This window comes from Alkalihalophilus marmarensis DSM 21297 (genome assembly GCF_000474275.2).
GTDB lineage: Bacteria > Bacillota > Bacilli > Bacillales > Bacillaceae_D > Alkalihalophilus > Alkalihalophilus marmarensis.
In genome coordinates, this window is sequence record NZ_ATAE01000041.1 from 79,952 (window position 1) to 99,486 (window position 19,535).

General features: G+C 41.5%; 13 protein-coding genes. 6 read left to right on the forward strand and 7 right to left on the reverse strand.

What is annotated here, in order from left to right; genetic code table 11:
* Positions 1-137: 137 nt before the first annotated feature.
* From A33I_RS15215 to A33I_RS15225, 3 genes are all read right to left on the reverse strand, one after another.
* A complete protein-coding gene (locus A33I_RS15215) occupies positions 138-1,040 on the reverse strand; it encodes a helix-turn-helix domain-containing protein (RefSeq protein WP_022629207.1) in 903 nt (300 codons plus the stop codon).
* A gap of 349 nt (positions 1,041-1,389) precedes the next feature.
* Positions 1,390-1,725, reverse strand: coding sequence for a hypothetical protein (locus A33I_RS15220; RefSeq protein ID WP_022629209.1), 336 nt, complete (start codon positions 1,723-1,725; stop codon positions 1,390-1,392).
* A 225-nt stretch (positions 1,726-1,950) separates the two neighbouring features.
* A complete protein-coding gene (locus A33I_RS15225; protein ID WP_022629210.1) occupies positions 1,951-3,243 on the reverse strand; it encodes a stalk domain-containing protein in 1,293 nt (430 codons plus the stop codon).
* A 197-nt stretch (positions 3,244-3,440) separates the two neighbouring features.
* Between A33I_RS15225 and A33I_RS20330 the strand changes: the two genes are divergently transcribed.
* The 3 genes from A33I_RS20330 (at position 3,441) to A33I_RS15240 (ending at position 8,137) form a co-directional block, all read left to right on the forward strand.
* Positions 3,441-5,054: a M14 family zinc carboxypeptidase gene (locus A33I_RS20330; protein ID WP_022629211.1), complete on the forward strand. Its 1,614-nt coding sequence runs from the start codon at positions 3,441-3,443 to the stop codon at positions 5,052-5,054.
* Positions 5,055-5,187: 133 nt separating this feature from the next.
* Entirely contained in the window at positions 5,188-6,834 is a 1,647-nt protein-coding gene (locus tag A33I_RS15235; protein ID WP_022629212.1) for a stalk domain-containing protein, read from the forward strand.
* A gap of 148 nt (positions 6,835-6,982) precedes the next feature.
* A complete protein-coding gene (locus A33I_RS15240; protein ID WP_022629213.1) occupies positions 6,983-8,137 on the forward strand; it encodes an acyltransferase in 1,155 nt (384 codons plus the stop codon).
* Positions 8,138-8,185: 48 nt separating this feature from the next.
* Here the strand turns inward: A33I_RS15240 and A33I_RS15245 are convergent, their stop codons facing one another.
* Positions 8,186-9,388, reverse strand: coding sequence for an S-layer homology domain-containing protein (locus A33I_RS15245; RefSeq protein ID WP_022629214.1), 1,203 nt, complete (start codon positions 9,386-9,388; stop codon positions 8,186-8,188).
* Between the two features lie 325 nt (positions 9,389-9,713).
* On the opposite strand from A33I_RS15245, the gene A33I_RS15250 reads away from it, so the two are divergent.
* Positions 9,714-12,143 (forward strand): bifunctional 2',3'-cyclic-nucleotide 2'-phosphodiesterase/3'-nucleotidase, encoded by a 2,430-nt coding sequence (locus A33I_RS15250; protein ID WP_022629215.1) that lies wholly within the window; start codon positions 9,714-9,716, stop codon positions 12,141-12,143.
* A gap of 309 nt (positions 12,144-12,452) precedes the next feature.
* On the opposite strand, the gene A33I_RS15255 is transcribed toward A33I_RS15250, so the two are convergent.
* The 3 genes from A33I_RS15255 to A33I_RS15265 all read right to left on the reverse strand — a co-directional run bounded on the left by A33I_RS15255 (position 12,453) and on the right by A33I_RS15265 (position 15,809).
* Positions 12,453-13,787 carry a UDP-glucose dehydrogenase family protein gene (locus A33I_RS15255; protein ID WP_022629216.1) on the reverse strand — a complete coding sequence of 445 codons (1,335 nt, stop codon included), beginning with the start codon at positions 13,785-13,787 and terminating at the stop codon, positions 12,453-12,455.
* A complete protein-coding gene (gene galU, locus A33I_RS15260) occupies positions 13,784-14,668 on the reverse strand; it encodes a UTP--glucose-1-phosphate uridylyltransferase GalU (protein ID WP_022629217.1) in 885 nt (294 codons plus the stop codon). Before galU ends, A33I_RS15255 begins: the two co-directional genes overlap by 4 nt.
* 388 nt (positions 14,669-15,056) lie before the next feature.
* Entirely contained in the window at positions 15,057-15,809 is a 753-nt protein-coding gene (locus A33I_RS15265; RefSeq protein ID WP_022629218.1) for a hypothetical protein, read from the reverse strand.
* A 191-nt stretch (positions 15,810-16,000) separates the two neighbouring features.
* Between A33I_RS15265 and A33I_RS15270 the strand changes: the two genes are divergently transcribed.
* Together A33I_RS15270 and A33I_RS15275 are read left to right on the forward strand one after the other, a co-directional pair.
* Complete coding sequence (locus A33I_RS15270) at positions 16,001-18,127, forward strand: 5'-nucleotidase C-terminal domain-containing protein (RefSeq protein ID WP_022629219.1); 2,127 nt, start codon at positions 16,001-16,003, stop codon at positions 18,125-18,127.
* Between the two features lie 148 nt (positions 18,128-18,275).
* Entirely contained in the window at positions 18,276-19,322 is a 1,047-nt protein-coding gene (locus A33I_RS15275) for an S-layer homology domain-containing protein (protein ID WP_022629220.1), read from the forward strand.
* The last annotated feature ends 213 nt before the right edge of the window (positions 19,323-19,535 follow it).

Below are 19,535 nucleotides of genomic sequence, written 5' to 3' on the forward strand. Positions count from 1 at the left end.
CTTTTCTCCTCTCACATTTCAAAGATCGTTATATTTTTGGACGAACATTGTACATTTGTTATACAAGATTGATTATATACGTCCTAGAGAGGAAATACAATTTATATCTCTTTACAGTAGAAAGTAAGGCTCAAGACCTAATCAATATGATTTTTTAATTCTTCAAGCGAATTAACTTTTTGTGCAACTAGCTTGTAATTATGGTGATCATCACTTTGTTCGAATGCCAATAACGCTTTATTGTAGTACCTCACGATTTTTTCTGAATAAGAAGCATCCATAGCAAGGTAACATTCAGCTTTTTGATAATATAAATACCCTAACAAAAATAAAGTTTTTTCTTTCTTACACACCTTAATCCCTTCTTCACATAAATGAAGAGCTTTCTTATACGCTTGTAATTTTATGGCTGTTCTTGAGGCGTTATAATAAACATTTATTAACGTCGTTTTATCCTTTTGCAGAGGGATTTTTCTAATATTATTTATAATTTGAGTGAATAAATCATCAGCCTTTGTCCATTCTTTCATCTCACCTAAAATAATTGCTTTGCTTGTTAAAATATCTAGCTCTTGTAACGAATAATTTTTCACACTCGTATTGGAGTAGGTTAAAGCTTCATCGAGCAAAACCAATGCTTCTTGTTTCTTATCAAACAGATAGTTTAAACAAATAGCTTCTCTCCAGATAATAAATCTCCTCAAGTGAGGTTTATTTATAAAACTTGGATTTTTCTTTTCTAATTTAATCATTTTATACGCTTCCTGATATTGTTTAGAGCGAATTAATTCGGTTAATTGGTCACATACTTCGTTAACATAGCTGATATTTGGGAGATCTTCTTCTGAGAAGAAATATTCTATAGAAACCCCTAATCTTTCACTCAATTGAAAAAGTAATTGTGCAGAAGGATAAATGTCATCATTCTTCTCTATTTTACTTATCATGGCTTGCGTACATATTCCTTTGGCAAGCTCTCCTTGGGTTAATTGAAAATACTTACGCAACTCCTTAAGCTTTTGTCCGATTTTATAATCCAACCTTCACCCCTCCAAAATATAAATATAATTATTTCCACTTCCAATTTCGAGATGATTGTTATTAAAAATCTAAAAAATGTAGGTATAATGGGTTAGGATCCATTTCGCACATCATTTATTTATAGTTCATTATAACTTTAAATGTTTCTTAATTATAGTCAATCACTTGGAGGTATTCTCATGAAAAAAGTTCTTTTATTAGGGATTTTGGTTGTTTGCTTGTCGTTTGGTATGAATGTTTCAGCAGATACTGCTATTGAGGAAGTTGGGACATTTGATTTAGGACCTCATCATAACTAACTGCCATATGAAAAGGACGCTTGCTATATTAAGGATAGCAAGCGTTTTTTTATGCACTAACAACCGTTACTGAAGCAATCGTATACTCAGGATATGCTCCTGTAGTAATCCAACATTGTTTATTATCTAAATAATCACTTCCTTGAATAGAGATGTGGTAAGAGTGCCCCCGCGCTTCCACTACTACTTTTGGTAAATCAACTGAAGTGAGATAATCGGATGAGGCTTTCAGAAATGCTTCTTTTATTGAAGCAATTATAGATGAATCTACTTCTTCGTCGACAGAAGTTTTTACAATATCCCACTCACCTATTATGAAATCGTTTTCTTTAGGTGGAATGTTTGCTCGTTCAATTATATTTACACCCAACCCCAATATCTTCATATGGAAAGGAACCCCCTCATCAATGTGATCAATTTAAACCAAGACTAAAGACTCTATTTCATTTTAATCTATAAGGCAGTTCATCGATCTTCGCCCTAAAACAAATAAGTCCCGATTTAAGAATCATTTCCTAACCATATTAGCTTTTATTAAGAAAGGATATAAAAGTCTTTATATTCACACTGAAAAACCCTTCCATTTTGGAAGGGTTTGAGAAGTAATTTGTTAAGGATTCAAAAAATTAATCGTGTAGTACGGAGTCTCACCATTCCATGCAACCCCTACACCCGCTTGCTTAAATATTGTACCTAATGTATTCGACCTGTGACCAGACGAATTCCAAAGTGCTTCGTGTGCATAAATCGCATCACTATGTGAGAAAGCAAGGTTTTCTCCTGCTTGTGTATACTTTATTCCAGCACGGTCCAGGCGGTCAAAAGGGGATTCATTTGCTTGATTTAAGTGGTTAAAGTATTTATTTTCTGCCATATCCTCACTGTGTGCACGCGCGACATCTGATACAGATTCGTTCCAGTTAAGCGCCCTCTCTCCTTCACGAACGCGGACGGCATTGGTCAGCAGAAATAATTGACGTTCATAATCGCTGATTTTAGAAGCTGGGTCCGTGCCGACATAGCCTGCCTTCTCAAGCTCTGCTTCTTTCTTTACAATCTGTATGGCGGTTGCTTGATCATTGCGTTGTTTGTCGTAAAAGACAGTGACATACGCGCCTTTGTGATCAAAAACATCTTGATTTGCGCCGCCTGCCCTGTACGTTTTATCTCCCTTTCTAATCATAGAAAGAGGAGACCCTAATATACTTCGAACTTGCTCCTTCGTATAGTTAGGCACTTTGTTATCGCTCCCAATCAATGAAAAATCATTGGTATAAAGCGCTGTAACACTGCCGTTCTCCAAACCAACCTGCATATATTGCTTAAAGCCTTCATGGTACACATTCCAGCTAAACGAATAACTGCTTGCCACCTGCTCAACAGGGGTACCAAGAATCTGCTCGACTGTTTCAGTACTGTCAGCTAATTGTATTCCGCCTACCTTTAATTCAAACTCTTGGGCAGAAGGAGTGAGTGCTTCATGTGACTCAATGTATATGGTATTAGCAGACTGATCCCACCTGACACTCGCTCCAAGTGACTCTGATACAAAGCGAAGCGGCACATATGTACGCTGCTGATAAGCATATGGGGCAATAGTTAAGGTAGTTTCTGAGCCATTTAAAAGAGCTGTATGTGAGCCGATTGAGACAGTAATGACATCATTTCCTTTAGCTGCCGTTACGCTTTTAGACGATTGATCCCATTTAACGTCTGCACCCAATTCTTCATAAATAACTCTCATTGGGATCATCGCTGTTTCATCTTTTATTTGAACGGGGGCACTCATATCTACCTGATAGTCATTCATCATAACGTTTATAGGTTCATAGGCTTCAAACCTCGGAATACTGATAAAGAGAATGACTCCCATTAAAAGGACAGCTATTACCATGTTTCTCATACTCGCACACAACTCCTTTCGCTCAATTATTTACACTATATGTATTCATCTTGTTATTTCATTATTTCCCACAATTAAAGTTTATTAAACGTAAAACCTATGAAACTCTCAAAGAACGTCAAAAAAATAAATTGACGAATTTTTCCACTAGATATACTCTACTATTATAGTAAAGCGCTAAGAAGGGTGTGGTAACAATGTCCAAAAGGGCTATTTTTTTGTCTGTCTTATTTAGTTTGATATTCCTAGTTAGTATTCCTCTCTCAGAAGAAGTAAAGGCCTCGTCTATTGTTAATCCTAAACAAACGTACAGCTTTGAAATGATGGAAAGAGACATTATTCGCCTAGCTCAGCAATATCCGCATTTAATCGAATATAAAGTGATCGGCGAAAGTGAATACGGAAGACCCATTTATGCAGTCAAGCTTGGCCGCGGCTTATCTACCTCCTACATAAACGGATCCAACCATGCAAGAGAATGGATTTCTACAAATCTAACGATGTATATGATTGATCAGTATGCACAAGCCTACCAAGGTAGCCGTACACTTGGCCCTTATAACGTAAAGGGTATTTTAGATCAGCACAGCTTTTGGTTTGTACCGATGATCAATCCAGACGGTGTAACGCTTCAGCAACGCGGGTTGTCAGCCTTCCCATCAACTGCTCACAGCGCATTAATCACAATGAATAACGGGAGCCTTTCCTTTCAGCGCTGGAAAGCGAATGCTCGCGGAATTGATTTAAACAGACAATTCAATGCAAACTGGAACAACTTAGCTAATGATCCAGGACGACCGAGCTGGTCTAATCATAGAGGGAGCTCGCCTCATTCTGCCAAGGAAGTGAGAGCCGTACTCGCCCTTACTCAAGAAATTGATCCTGAGATGGCAGTCTCTTATCACAGCAGCGGGCAGATTCTTTTTTGGAACTTCCACCAAACAGGTGCCCAGTTATCACGTGATAGGCAGCATGCTCAAGCGATCAGCAATATGACCGGCTATCCTATGATGGGTGTCCCTTCACGCACAGGGGGCGGCGGTTATACTGATTGGTTTATTCAAGAATACAAGCGTCCGGCTTTCACACCTGAACTCGGGACCTATGTAGGGAATACTCATGTCCCAGTCTCTCAATTTGATCGCATTTGGAGTCAAAACAGGCTCGTTGGTTTATATGTTGGTCTGCATAGCCACAGAGCCTTTGAATCGCGCTTAAAAGCTAGCAGAGTGTTTGTTAATATTGAAGTGAACGGTAATTACCTCGGTAAATCAACCGGAGCGTTCTCATCTCGCGGACGTACGATGATTCCTGTTCGCAGTATTTTTGAAGAGCTTGGGGCTACTGTCAGATGGGATGCACAGAAGAGATCTGTATTTGTTACTACAGCTGATACTACGATTGAGCTCCCGTTAAATAAACAAGAGGCATTCGTAAATAATCAGCCAGTCGCACTCGATGCTCCTGCGTTAGCACTTGATGGAACAACCTTTGTTCCTTTGCGCTTTATCAGTGAAGCAATCGGTGCTCAGGTTGAATGGAATCAAAGCTCGATGCTTGTGCGTATCACCCACTCACCTCAACAAATCAACTCTCTTGATGCTGAAACAGAGGACGAAACAGCCGATGAAGAGGAGCCGATTGAGGAAGTGTTAAATGAAGAAGCATCAAGTGATGAACTAGTAGAACCTTCTGGTAAAGAAACAGATAATCTCGAAGACCATGACTCTTCTAACACCGAGGATGATCAAGACAACACAGAAATAGAGGAAGACACGGCCACTAAAGAAGTAGACGAATTAGATGAATAATATAGAAAAAACACCTGCGGATGACTTCCCTTCCGCAGGATTTTTTTGTAAAAAATCCGTTATTATTCGACTAATTTCTAGAAAATTATGGTATGATCTAGTAGTTTAATAATGAAAAAGTGAGGTTTACTAAATGAATAGATTAAAACAAGCAGGTTTTCTTTTTCTTATCGTCTTGCTTCTTAGTACTCCTATGCAGGCGTATGCCTTTAATCCGGCTTCAGCAGGCAGCATAAAGATAATCGAACAGCCTTACTTCATCCAGCACCAAGATCAAGCGATGCTGGCTGACGGCCAAGCGATAACGTATCAAGGGATGGACTACCTTCCGTTAAGAGATATTGCTTCCCTCTTCAATCTCGGGATCTCTCACCAAGGAAACGGTATATATCTTGAACAAACGGGGGCAGGTACAATTTCCATCCAGCCGTCTACAAATAGGCAGCTGCCAAAACAGACGATTCCTGCAAGCGACCTTGTTACGTTTAATATTCCGATAGGGGCCCATGCAGGGGTCGTCCTTGAAGATGGACAACAGACCCCTAGCTTCGCAAAAAACGCGAACGCACCCCTTTATCCTGCAAGCACCGTTAAAGTGATGACAGCGCTCCTTGCTCTTGAGCATGGGAATTTAAATGATGTAGTTGTGGTCGGACCTGGTGCTGCCGCTGTGCCAAGTGACAGTTCTACGGCAGGGGTCAGACCTGGAGACATCATGACGTTAGAACAGCTTTTATATGCGCTCATGCTACCATCGGGAAATGATGCAGCCGTAGCGATCGCAGAGCATATTGGCGGGAGCCACTGGCAATTTATTCAGATGATGAATCAGCGTGCCAGGCAGCTAGGAGCAGTTAATACAACGTTTTCTAATGCCCATGGCTATCCACACCCTAATCAAAAAACGACTGTAAATGATTTAGCAAAGATAGGGCAAGAAGCAGCAAAGCATCCCTTCTTCTTAAAGCTTGTCAGCACACCGAATTATGCAACCACCTACCGCAACCGCCAAGGGATGCCTGTTCATAAGGCTTGGAGAAATACAAATGCCATGACACAGCCTTCTTCTGGATTTATGCATCCTAGCATACTGGGTGGAAAAACGGGTTACACAAACGCCGCTCGCCACAACCTTATTTCTTTTGGACAAGGAAACGGCTATGACTACACGATTGTCTTATTAAGAGGAGAACGCGAACAGCGATACCGTGATACAAGGAGTCTCATCGATCAAATGAAGTTCTCACGTCAATTATTTGACTCTGCCCACAAAAAGACTATTGTGGTATCCCCTGTATCAGAGCCGCTTTATTTAAACCAGCAGCAAATTTCGGGTATAGAGAACATGTTTATTTATAACAACTCAATCTACATCCCAGCCACAAGCATTCCCAAACTTTCTGCTATGGCAGGAGGAGCGAGGTTAACGACGACACAGCAAATGCAAGTAAAAGTAAACCAAGATGTTGTCACGTTTGACCGCACAGAACCTGTGATTCTATCAGGCAGACTCCTTGTTCCTGTGCGTTCTATTTTCGAAGAACTAGGACTCGAACTTGAGTGGAATGCCGCCACTCAAACAGTAACTGGCAAGAATGCAACGACAACGATTACTATGAAAATGAATGATACGCACGCAACCGTAAATGGTATCCCGCATACACTCGATGTTCCAGCCACGGCAGTGAACGGCCGCACAATTGTACCGGTCCGTTTTATTACTGAAGCGACGGGCGCCACGGTTGATTGGGGCCGCGGACGTGTCCTTATGCTGAATTAATCTAAAAAACACGATGAAGAGGTCCTTCATCGTGTTTTTTTGTGATATTTCGTGATTTCCTTCAAATTCTGTTGTAAAACGTCCAATAACGTAGATCCTGTGGTATGGTATAGTATACGTTGATTAAGAAAATGGAAGTGAGTGACTTATGGGCATACAAAAGAAAGCACCAATTTTTGAATTAAACGTAGTTCGAGGTCTTGCTATTCTTGCGGTTCTCATTGTTCATGCTACATCGGTAACCGTCGGAACCCTGGATCCATCGAGCACCTCATTTTTTGCTTATAATGCAGCCAATACCTTTTTTAGAATTGGTACAACAACGTTTATTTTATTAAGCAGTTTTGTTTTATTTTACAGTTATTATCATCGTGAATTAACCGGGAAGCTGGTTAGAAATTTTTATAAACGCAGACTTCTCTATATTTTAGTTCCATACTTTGTTTTTTCTCTTATTTATATTGCTGTAACATCACAGTATTTCCAAAACTACGGCGGCTTCAATGAGTTTTTATCTGACTTTGGAAATAAGTTAATGATGGGCAGCGCGTACCCTCATTTATATTTTGTGTTTATCAGCATTCAATTTTATTTACTGTTCCCGATCTTTCTGTGGCTCTTAAAACGCTATCCTGGGCTTGTGAAACATATCATTTGGATTGGTTTTGTTATTCAGTTTTCATATTCTTTATACAACCATTTTGTGATTAAGTATCCGAATGTCGGAAGCATCTCCCTCTCGTATATGTCTCATTATTTAACGGGTGCGTTTATCGGGATTTACTATGAATCGATTAAGGCATGGTTTGCCAAAGCGAAATCAACCTTCAGCAGACAGCGGATCGTTATTGCTGGTATTTTCGTTACATGGGCGCTTGCTGTTGCCGGTCATATTTATCTTTATTACTCGCTCCGTGCTTACGGCGTTGCATTTGACTCTAAGATCTTCCATCTATTCTGGAGTCTGCACACGTTCTTCAGTGCCTTAGTGTTAATTTTCATCGGCCACTGGATTTATAAGCACGGAAAGCCTTGGCTGATTAATACATTGACTCAGCTAGGTATTTATTCATTTGGTATTTACTTGATTCACCCGCTCTTCCTCTTGTTTTATAGAAGGTTTGTCTATTTTGGAAACGAGATGATTCAATATCATTTATGGATCTTAAGCTGCTTCTTAGTGGCTCTTCTTGGATCCCTGCTCATTGTCTACCCTGTGCTAAATTGGGTCAAAGGCGGATGGCTATTATTTGGAGCTAGACCTAAAGGTGTACAAGCTAAACCACGTGAAAAAAGTCATTAAAAAAATCCCGCATTGATGGGTGATCACCCATTAATGCGGGATTTCCTTTTAGTACGCTGTAACATGACCTTCTTTGTTATCGATCCTCGCGATAAAGTAGCCCCAATCTGGCGAGATTATCTCATACACGTACTGTTCAAAGGTTCCATGCTCCTCTGTATGGTGGTAATAAATATCACTGCCTGGATAATGCTCCTCCAGTATTTTCTCACTTTCAATTTTAGTCAATTCAAAGCTTCTCTCCTCAGCCATCTCATAAGCAGAGTGGTCAATTTTGTATACACCTTCATCTGCTTTTAACGTAAACGTCCAATGCTTTGCCTGAAAGATACTATTTGGCAGTGAAATAGTTGTTACCTGTACTGTATTACGCCCTGACACACTTGCCTCTGATCTTAAATCAAAAGCATGATACCCATAGTACAGCTGACCGTTCCTCTCTTCGCACTTCTCTTGGTAGTTTCTGTACAGGTGGCCAAATGAGTAAGTTGCTGAAGCATAAGGACTAAGCAGCGGTCTTACCTCTGAATAAGGTCTGCACGGATCATTATGAAACACCGCACTGAAAAACACTCGGGAAAGCTCTCTTATATTATGCTCTGTCTGGTTGATGATAGATTGTTCAATGATTTGGTCTGCATCTACCGTAAGATCTGAGTTTAGCACCCTTGCTAATGATACCGAGAACTCAGCCCGCGTCATCGTCTGTTCTGGTAAAAACTGTGCGCGGGTATTTCCGGCCATGACCCCGTTATAGGCAATCGCTCTAATCTCTTCATGCCCCCAATGTCTAGGATCTACATCTGGAAACGGAAAAAGATTTTCCCCTGTTAAATCATAAGCTCGCGCTAACACAGCAGCCATCTCCACTCTTGTAGTTGCCCTTTCCGGTTCAAACCGGCCGGAATATGTTCCGTTTATCGAAAAGACCCCTTTATCTGTTAACACACCAATCGCCTTATACCCAAACGTGTCAGGGTGAACGTCATTAAAAGGCGGAGGCGGTGCTGATGCTCCTTCAAGATCCATTGCTCTCATCAACATGACTGCCACTTGAGCTCTTGTCACAGGCGCATTCGGTGAAAAGTTCCCATTGCCCGTCCCTTGAATGACTCCTTCCTTAAAAAGGTACTCAATTTCTTCTTTCCCCCAATGAGTGGGAGATACATCTGTGAACGATTCCGCTTTAACAGTAAGCGGCCCTACTATAACGAATAGTAGAGTGATCATTACGCTTTTTACGATATTCAAGATCATTCCTCCTACAAAATAGTCACATTCTACCACTCGCAATTATTAGTTAATCTAGTAATTTTTTCAACCTATTAAGTCTAATTACACATTAAAGACTATTTTTATCCTAGAACTAAAGATTCATTTATATCCATTTTATAGAATTACCTACAACCCTTCTACAAAAATAGACTTATTTTGTTAAAATCTCAAAAAATATGTATCTTGTCCGAACATCTTGTGCTACCGTTATTAGTGTATGTGCTACATTATTTTGACTTTATGCATAGAAATAGTACTCCTATCTCTGTACATAAGGATCACTAATCAAGGGGGAATCACTTTGACTCATTCGAAAACACGTGCAAGCCGCTTAATGATGCTAACGCTTTCATTACTGCTTGCTCTATCAACTGCCCTTCCTTTTATCGGGACAAAAACGGTTGCAGCTGAGAGTAATACTCATAAGCTGGCAATCATGGGTACATCAGATATCCATGCCCACATGATGCCTTATGATTACATGGCAGATGCAGTAAATGAATCAATTGGTTTATCGAAAGTGTACAGTGTAGTAGAAGAAATGAGAGCAAAATACCCGAACTCAATCTTAGTAGATAATGGAGATATCGTTCAGGGTAGTATTTTAGGGGATCTTGAAGCAACTGTAGATCCACAAGACAACAATATTATTATTGATGTCATGAACTATATGGAATATGATGCAGCAGCAGTTGGAAACCACGAGTATAACTTTGGCCTGGATTTCCTAGATGATATTGATGCACAATCTGATTTCCCATGGTTAAGTGCGAATACGTATAACAAGAATGATGATACACACCGTTATGAGCCATATACAATGGTCGAGCAAACGATTGACGGCAATGACATTACGATCGGTATCATCGGATTTGTTCCTCCACAAGTTATGACTTGGGACCGCGTGCACCTTGATGGAAACGTTTATGTAAATGAGATTGTAGAAACAGCAGAAACATACATTCCTCAAATGAAAGAAGAAGGTGCGGATGTGATTGTTGTCGCATCTCACTCTGGATTTGATACAAACGAAACTGCTAGTGAAAATGCTTCATATCAGCTTAGCCAAGTTGAAGGTATCGATGCATTAATCACTGGGCACCAACATTATGTATTCCCAAATGACAAAGACCGTTATGCAAATCTTCCTGGTGCTGACCTTGAAAATGGAACATTAAACGGTACTCCAACAGTTATGCCTGGAGCTTGGGGTTCACACCTTGGTTTAATTGAGCTTGATCTGTCGTTTGATAACGGCGAATGGACAGTGGAAAACGGGACGGCAACAGCTGTAGCTACTGCTGACTATGAGTCTTCAAAAGCAATCGAAGACATCGTTATGGAGCGTCATGAACAAACAATTGAGTATGTAAACAGTCCAGTAGGTTCTACTGACAGAGAATTAAACACATTCTTTGCTCGTATTTTTGTTAATGAGGTTGTTCAATTAGTAAATGATGCTCAGCTTGAGTTTGCTGAAGATCATTTTGCTGGTACTGAATTTGCAGACCTTCCGCTCTTATCTGCAGCAGCGCCATTCCGTGCAGGACGCGGCGGACTAGATTATTACACAGATGTTCGTGAAAATATCGCGATTAAAGATGTAGCTGATATTTACATTTACCCGAACACAGTACATGTTGTAAAAGTCGACGGTAATGACCTTGAGGCTTGGTTAGAAGAATCAGCTCGTGCGTTCTTTCAAATTGACCCTTCTAAAACAGAAGCACAAGAATTAACAGATCTTGACTTCCGTGAGTACAACTTCGATACAATCGAAGGCGTTGAATACATGATTGATGTAACAAAACCTGAGGGCGAGCGTATCATTGATTTAACATACAACGGCGAGCCTGTTGATCCAAATCAAGAATATCTAGTGATTACTAACAACTACCGTGCTGGCGGCGGCGGTGACCACGTTGATGGTGCTGAGATCGTTTATGCTGGTACAGAAGAAAACCGTGAGATCATCATTGATTATATCCGTGAGCGCGGTGAGATCTCTGTTGAAGTAACAAACAACTGGTCGATTGCTCCATTTGAAGCAGAAGGCCCAATTACGATCCGCACAGCAGCTGAAGCACCTGCTTATGCAGAGCGTGCTGAAGTTGAAGGCGTAACATTCTTAGAAACAAATGCTCAAGGCTGGTCAGTATTTGAATTCCACCCAGCAGCACCTGAAGAAACAGAACCTCCAGCTGAGCCTGTATTTACTGATTTTGATCAATCAGATCGCGGCTACACTGAAGTCATGGCTCTTTATGAAGCTGGGATTATTTCTGGATATCCTAACAAAACATTTGCACCTACGAACTCCATCACACGTGCTGAAGCTGCCATTATTTTAGCTCGTGCGAAGGGATTAGATATTGACAATGCGGCTTCTGCAAACTACACAGACGTTCGCGCTGGAGCTTTCACAACTCCATACATTAATGCCGCTACAGAAGCTGGCATTTTCAGTGGAGCTGGAAACAGCATGTTCTACCCTGAGCGTACGATTACTCGCGGTGAAACTGCTGCTATCCTTGTACGTGCATACGGTTTAACTGGTACAACAGATCCTGGTGCGACAGATATTGAACATTCTATTTTCGTAAATGACATTAAAACACTTTACGCAAATGAAATCACGCAAGGTACAAGCCCGACAACATTCGGTACACACCTAAATGTAACACGCCGTGATTTTGCAGTATTAGTGTACAACACAATGATGAAAAATTAATTTCATGGAAAGAAGCCGCTCTAGCGACATCAGCTAGGCGGCTCTTTTTATTGAGAATTTCCATAAGTAGTAAAAAAGACACTCTAAAAATACATATAAACCCGATAATATGGTATGTTTATTAAAAAATAACTAAAATCTTCTATAAAAATGGGACAATCATAACTATTATTATAACAAACATGGTAAAATAATACCGGGGTATGCTCCTTTGTTATAGATCCCATACAAGGTGGACTAGGTTGAGCCATCTAGAGGCTGTCAGGAATGATTGTTGAAATTGTTTCATATGGCGGCCTCTTCCCTATTCTAGTCTTTCCCTTTTACCCCGTCCCCAGATCTTCTCGATGCATAATTTCTTCCCACTGAATAATACATCACACCAGCGCGCTTCGCATCTTCAAGCGAATAACAATTCCTGCCGTCAAATACAACCGCGTGCTCCATCAAATAGTGATATACTTCAATCGGAGTTTCCTTGATTTCATTCCATTCGGTCATAATCAAACAACCATCCGCCTTTTCAATCGCCTCTTCAACTGAGTAGGCATAACAGATTCTCTCAGCCAGCACTTCCTTTGCATTTGGAATAGCTGCGGGGTCATATGCAACGACGTCTGCCCCGCACTCAATTAATGCTTCAATCAGTTTAAGAGAAGGGGCTTCACGAATGTCATCAGTGTTTGGTTTAAAGGAAAGCCCTAACACGGCAATTCTTAACCCTCTCATATTTGTGTAATGATCCTTCATCCACTTTAAAATGCGATGTCTCTGAAAATCATTGATATCAATAACTGCCTTCATTAATTGAAAATCATGCTCTACTTCCTTCGCTATCTGAACAAGGGCTTTTGTATCTTTCGGAAAACATGATCCACCGTATCCTGCACCTGCTTTTAGAAAGGAATGACCAATTCGTGTGTCCATTCCCATTCCCCAAGCCACATCATCCACATTTGCACCTAGTTGATCACATAGAGCGGCCATCTCATTAATAAAGCTTATTTTTGTTGCAAGAAACGCATTTGAGGCATATTTGATTAGCTCTGCACTGCGGCGGTCGGTGTGAAATACAGGCCTTGCTAAAGGGGCATACACTTCCTGGAGGAGCTCGCCCGTTGCCTTATTTTCTGACCCGATGACGATCCGTTCTGCTTGAAAAGTATCATACAGAGCCTGCCCCTCCCTCAAAAATTCAGGATTAGAGACGACCGAAATTGGATAGAGGGCATGTTCATTGATCAATTGTTCTATCAGATCATTTGTCCCTACAGGCACCGTACTTTTAATCACAATAGTTGCCGGTCCGCTTAAATATTCAGCAACCGTCATGCACGCCTCTCTTAAATAACTAAGATCTGCTGAACCATCCGCAAGCTCAGGCGTTCCAACGGCAATAAACACAAGTTCTGCCCCGTCTATAGCCACCGCAGGATCTGTAGTGAATTCAAGTCTCTCCGTTCTCAAGTGATGAGCAAGATATCCTTCAAGACCTGCCTCATAAATAGGAGAAATCCCAGAGCACATCAGCTCAACTTTCTCAACATCCTTATCTAAACAGACTACATGATGACCGATCTCTGCTAGCGCTACACCCGTCACAAGCCCGACATAACCCGTTCCAACCACGGTAATCTTTTTCATTTTGGAAGGCCCTCCCGAATAATCGATTCCATATAGGCTAGTAACTCCTCACGTAACTCTTCACGCTCTAACGCAAAATCAATCGTTGCTTTTAAATAACCAGCTTTATCCCCTACATCATAACGCTTGCCGCTGAACTCATAGGCGAGAACGGTCTGTTTCTGATTTAGCTGCTTTATTGCATCTGTCAGCTGGATCTCCCCGCCAGCACCAGGCGTAACCCGCTCTAAAATCGGGAAAATTTCAGGACGTAAAATGTAGCGGCCTTGAATCGCATAACGCGAAGGCGCTTCTTCCACCGTTGGCTTCTCTATTAAATCATGAAGAGCCATCAGCCTTGGTTCTAGGGCTGTCCCAGTCGGCTCAATAATCCCGTATTTCGTTACCTCTTCATAAGCCACCTTCTGCACCCCGACAATTGAGCAAGGATGCCGCTCGTAAATGTCCATTAATTGACTAAGACACGGAGGTTCGCCGCGGACGACATCATCCCCTAGCAAGACCGCAAATGGTTCCTCTCCAATAAAGCGGCTCGCACACAGGATCGCATGCCCCAGCCCAAGTGGTTCTTTTTGACGTATGTAATGGATGTTTGCAAGATTCGAAATGGAACTCATTTCTTCCAGCACATCCCACTTTTCCCGCTTCGCTAATGTTTCTTCTAATTCATAGGACTTATCAAAGTGATCTTCAATCGCCCGCTTCCCTCGGCCGCTTACAATGATAATATCCTCAATTCCTGATGCGACTGCCTCTTCGACAATAAATTGGATAGTCGGTTTATCAACAATGGGAAGCATTTCTTTTGGCTGCGCTTTTGTCGCTGGCAAAAATCGAGTACCTAGCCCTGCTGCTGGAATAATAGCTTTACGAACATTCATTGGCACGCCCCCTGATCAAAATAAGTTAGTGAAACAAGTCCTTACCCTTTGATTATAGCAATTTAGCCAAGTGACATTCATTGAGATTTTGTAAAGGGGGTCAGACATCTATCTTCGTATAAAGAAAGGAGCAGACCTTGTGAGGTCAGCTCCTTTTTATGTACGAGTTTTGGCGAGTTGAACTGGCGCAATTATCAGCTGACTGAATACAATTAACTCTACCATTGACGCATATCCGGTTTGAATAAACTCTATTAGATGAGAGTGACGCAATTGTTCTCCCAACAGACGCAATTCTGCCAAACAGAAGCGCAATTAGCTTCTGAACCGATGCTTAAACGGCTTGAAATCATACAAATCCCTTCCGCACAGCCTGCACATCAGTCCATCACCTAATTTCTAATTCCACCAATCTTCCTGCCTCTTCATAATAGCGTTCCGTTTTTTCCTCCAGTAACGCTAAGATTTCCACCCATTCATCATCATAGAAGGAAGGCTCCTGACCATTAGTTCCGAACCTCACAAATGGATTATGGTACCACTGCGTTTCATCAAATTCGGCAAGCGGAGGTACGTCCATCACTTCTTCAATCGCCTCATACCATGCTTCATATAACCCTAAATACCACCTATATTCCTCAATCTGTTCCTCTGACAGTGCAAGTGTCTGCTCCCTTGGCAGATAATCTTCTTCAAACATCACATGACCTCTTGGACCATCACCCCTGATCGGCTCCTCTGCTTCATTTACAAGCCAGCGCACTTGCTCATCAAAGTAGTAAAGAGCATCATCAGCAGCAGAAACCGTTAGACCCCGGCGCCATTCTGGATCACCGCGATTTAACCAGCTAGCAAAATGATTATAATCTTGTACAGAACCAACAAGATGCTTTAATTGTGTAATCATCCACCATAATTCTTCATAACTGATTTCTTCCTGCTCAATTACCTCACTCAAGGCGAGATAACTTACTGATGGAGTCGCAAGCCCAGCCCCAAGCTCATTCTTCAGCTTATGATCTAGTACGTGGCCATAACTCCTTTTCTCCATTTGCTGATAAATGAGCAAACTGCCAAGCAGTAACACTATTGCTGTTAATCCCATTATCACGAGCTTCATCTTTTTTAATCTACCTTCCATCTAGCCTATCCCCCGCCTTCTCTCTTCTGTAGTCAGTCTACTACGCACAAGTAGAAACAACAACCACTATTTCAAAATAATGGATTAGTAGAATCTCTGACATATTTCTATACTTTCTCTACTTATTTCTATATAATTTTACATGTATCCGCTTTCTACTAAGTGGAAAATAGATTTCTAGGAGGAATATGATGAACGGAAAATGGTTGAAAAGCATGCTGGCGACTCTATTAATCTTAGCTTCTTGCTTCTCATTCAGCGGACTTGCTTTTGCTGATGATTCTGACTCAGTGACGCTTGACATTGTGCATACAAATGACATGCACGCGAAGATTGCTAACTTCGGTAAAATTAGCGCGTACATAGACGAGAAGCGCGCTGAGTCTAGTAATTTCTTATACTTAGATGCAGGTGATATTTTCAGCGGCAATCCTGTTGTTGACCTGCAAGACGGCGAGCCGATCGTAGCCCTTTTAAATGAGATGGGCCTTGATGCGATGGCTATCGGCAACCATGAATTTGATTACGGTCAAGAGGCGTTCCAAAAACGTGCTGATCAAGCAACCTTCCCTTGGTTAAGTGCCAACACAGAAGTCGTTGATGAAACAATTGCAATTGAGCAGCCTGAGCCATATGAAATTTTTGAATTAGAAGATGTTACAGTAGGTGTTCTAGGTTTAACACAAACACCTCCAGCAACAGCTCCTGCAGGGATTGTCGGACTTGATTTCCATGATCCAATTGCAACAGCTCTGCAATATGAATACGTTGCAAATGAAGTTGACGTATTTGTCGCTTTAACACATATCGGCTACAGCGAAGATCAGCGTTTAGCTGAGGAAGTTGACTTTTTCGATGTGATTATCGGAGGCCACTCTCATACGACACTTCAAGAGCCGGTTGTCGTGAATGGTACAACGATTGCCCAAACAGGCGGCGATGCAAATAACATCGGCAGCCTTGAAATTACGTATAACAAAGATACAGACGAAGTAACGGTAACTGGCGGACTGCAAAAAGTTTCAGAGCTTGAAGCAGTGAACGCTGATGTGGACGCGATGGTAAAAGCGTACGAAGAAGAAGCAGAAGAGCTTCTTGGTGAAGTGATCGGTCATACAACAACTGGTTTAACGCGTGATGGTCGTTACGAAGGTGATGCCCCGCTAGGTAACTTCTGGATGGATTCAATCCTGCACAGCGTTCCTAGTGCCGACATCTCTTTAACTAACGGCGGCGGTATCCGTGCAAGCATTGAGCCAGGTGATATTACAGCTGGTGATATTTACACAGTTGAGCCGTTTGGCAACATTATTTCAATCAAAGAAATGACAGGTGCTGCCCTTCAAGATGTGATTGAGTACTCTTATACGTGGCGCAACCAAGTAGACTTGCAGACAGCAGGCCTTCACTATACGATTTATGTAGACAAAAATGATGAATTTGCTTATGCAGAACTATTCTTAGACGGTGAGCCTATTGACCCCGCGGCAACATACACTGTAGCTCTAAATAACTTCATCGCAACAGGCGGTGACGGATATAACTTTGAAGGGGAAATGATCCAAGAGGACGCTGGATATGTAACAAACGCAATGATCGCTTACGCTCGTCACTTAATGGAAACAGAAGGCGTGATTGATTATGAGGTGGAAGGACGTATTCAAGTCAAAAAGCTTGAAGAAGGTCTAGATCCTGTAGATCCAGTGGACCCGGTTGATCCGGTTGATCCGGTTGATCCGATTGACCCTGTAGATCCGGTTGACCCTGCTGAACCAGTAACATTTACAGATGTACCACAAAGCCACTGGGCATATGAGTATATTACAGATCTTGCTGCGAAAGAGGTTGTATTTGGATACGGTGATGGCACATTCAAACCGAATACCAACATTACTCGTGCTCACTTTGCATCATTACTAGTTCGCACATTCAACTTAGAAGTAAGTGATGATGTTGAAAATCCTTTCACAGATCTTAGTGACAACCAAACAAATGATGTTCTTGCTGCATATGAGGCTGGTATTGTTAGCGGTACGTCAGCTACAACATTCGCTCCTGATGCAGACATTACGCGCGAGCAGATGGTTACGATGTTAATGCGTGTGTATGAAATGGAAAGAGAACTGACGATTGATACAACGACAGAAGTCAGCTTCAAAGATTCAGATCAGATCTCTCCATTTGCTGCTCATTATGTGGAAGAAGCAAAAACTCTAGGCATTATTAGAGGAAAAGAAGGTCAGATTTTCGACCCTAAGGCAACAGCGAGCCGTGCTGAAGCTGTAACTGTTCTTTACTATTATATTGACTTAGATTAATAGTTTATAACACGGACTCCTGCTATGGCAGGGGTCCATTTTTATTTATAGGCAGTTAGACTTAAATCCTCTTGATTCGTTAGTAGATTTTTCAATATTGTAGATAGTTTTCCAAGCTTCCTGTAGTATACGAGTTGGAGGGGATCTTATGAAACGATATGTACTAATAACTTTAATGACACTATTAATTTTGAGTGTGGTGCCACTATCACCGCAAGCAAACTCACCGTCATTCTCTGATATCTCAACTTCTTATGCCAAAGAGGAAATTGAGGCGTTAGCCAAGTCCGGTGTTATTGACGGCTATACAGATGGCACGTTTCGCCCAACAGCGGACATCACCCGTGCTGAATTTGCTAAATTGCTTGCTATGGCACTGAACCTGCCGCAAAACACAGAGGCTGCTGCTGCGTTTAACGATGTGCCAATTTGGGCAGAACCCTACATCGGAGCGCTAGTTGATGCTGGAGTGACAAAAGGTGTCGCTGCCAATACCTTTGGTTCTACTACACCGATTACTAGGCAGGATATGATGGTCATGATTGTGAGAGGCTTAGGCTATGATGATTATGCTACCTTTTTAAGTTTTACACCTGCTTTTAAAGATTTTAATCAAATTTCTAATTATGCCTATGACCAAATAGGTTTAGCTGCAAATATTCAGCTTGCTAGAGGGACTCATCAAGGCTACTTCCTTCCTAAACAAGCTGCCCATCGACAAGATGCCGCCCGCTGGATCTATGAGGTAGTTTTTGAGCAAACGACGTACGATCGCCACTTAGCAGAATCTGCTATACCTAGAGTATATGGAAGCGGAAATGTGGTAGATGTCATTTGGCACGATGATGATACGGTGGAAATACAATTATTTGAACAACCAACCCGTGTGGTGGAACTCGATGAGCTACTGTCTGAGCTTCACGGGACATTGCAGTACTTCTATTTATCAAGACAATACGGCCACGATTGGATTGAATACTCTAATGAAGAAAAGAGGGAATATGTAGGGAAGATGGTCGCGTTTTGGGAAGCAGATTACAGCTTCTTCCGTGTAACAAATGAGGACCAAGATCTTGTGCCTGCCTTAGTGACTCATCTTAACTCTTTTTTTAATGAAGATAATCTTTACTATTCAATCGGTGAAAAACTTGAGAATTATGCGTTAGAGAACGGATATATTGAGCGAACAGAATAAGAGTATTTAATGGAAGCTGCCCTGAAGCAGGGCAGCTTTTTTTGTGGATTTGAATCCTTGAGGAGTGACGCAATTATTGGATGAAGCTATACAATTCCTCTGAACATTGACGCTTATCTCATTTGAATAGACGCAATAACAAGGGATAGGCGCAATTCAGCCCGCAACCGACGCAATAGTCAAAGCAATGCGCGTAATCCTTCCTATGACCGA

Excerpts from the sequence above, each read along its gene's own strand:
- A33I_RS15220 (WP_022629209.1), bottom strand. The coding sequence starts at position 1,725 with ATGAAGATATTGGGGTTGGGTGTAAATATAATTGAACGAGCAAACATT.
- A33I_RS15225 (WP_022629210.1), bottom strand. The coding sequence starts at position 3,243 with ATGAGAAACATGGTAATAGCTGTCCTTTTAATGGGAGTCATTCTCTTT.
- A33I_RS20330 (WP_022629211.1), top strand. The coding sequence starts at position 3,441 with ATGTCCAAAAGGGCTATTTTTTTGTCTGTCTTATTTAGTTTGATATTC.
- A33I_RS15235 (WP_022629212.1), top strand. The coding sequence starts at position 5,188 with ATGAATAGATTAAAACAAGCAGGTTTTCTTTTTCTTATCGTCTTGCTT.
- A33I_RS15240 (WP_022629213.1), top strand. The coding sequence starts at position 6,983 with ATGGGCATACAAAAGAAAGCACCAATTTTTGAATTAAACGTAGTTCGA.
- A33I_RS15255 (WP_022629216.1), bottom strand. The coding sequence starts at position 13,787 with ATGAAAAAGATTACCGTGGTTGGAACGGGTTATGTCGGGCTTGTGACG.
- galU (WP_022629217.1), bottom strand. The coding sequence starts at position 14,668 with ATGAATGTTCGTAAAGCTATTATTCCAGCAGCAGGGCTAGGTACTCGA.
- A33I_RS15265 (WP_022629218.1), bottom strand. The coding sequence starts at position 15,809 with ATGGAAGGTAGATTAAAAAAGATGAAGCTCGTGATAATGGGATTAACA.
- A33I_RS15270 (WP_022629219.1), top strand. The coding sequence starts at position 16,001 with ATGAACGGAAAATGGTTGAAAAGCATGCTGGCGACTCTATTAATCTTA.
- A33I_RS15275 (WP_022629220.1), top strand. The coding sequence starts at position 18,276 with ATGAAACGATATGTACTAATAACTTTAATGACACTATTAATTTTGAGT.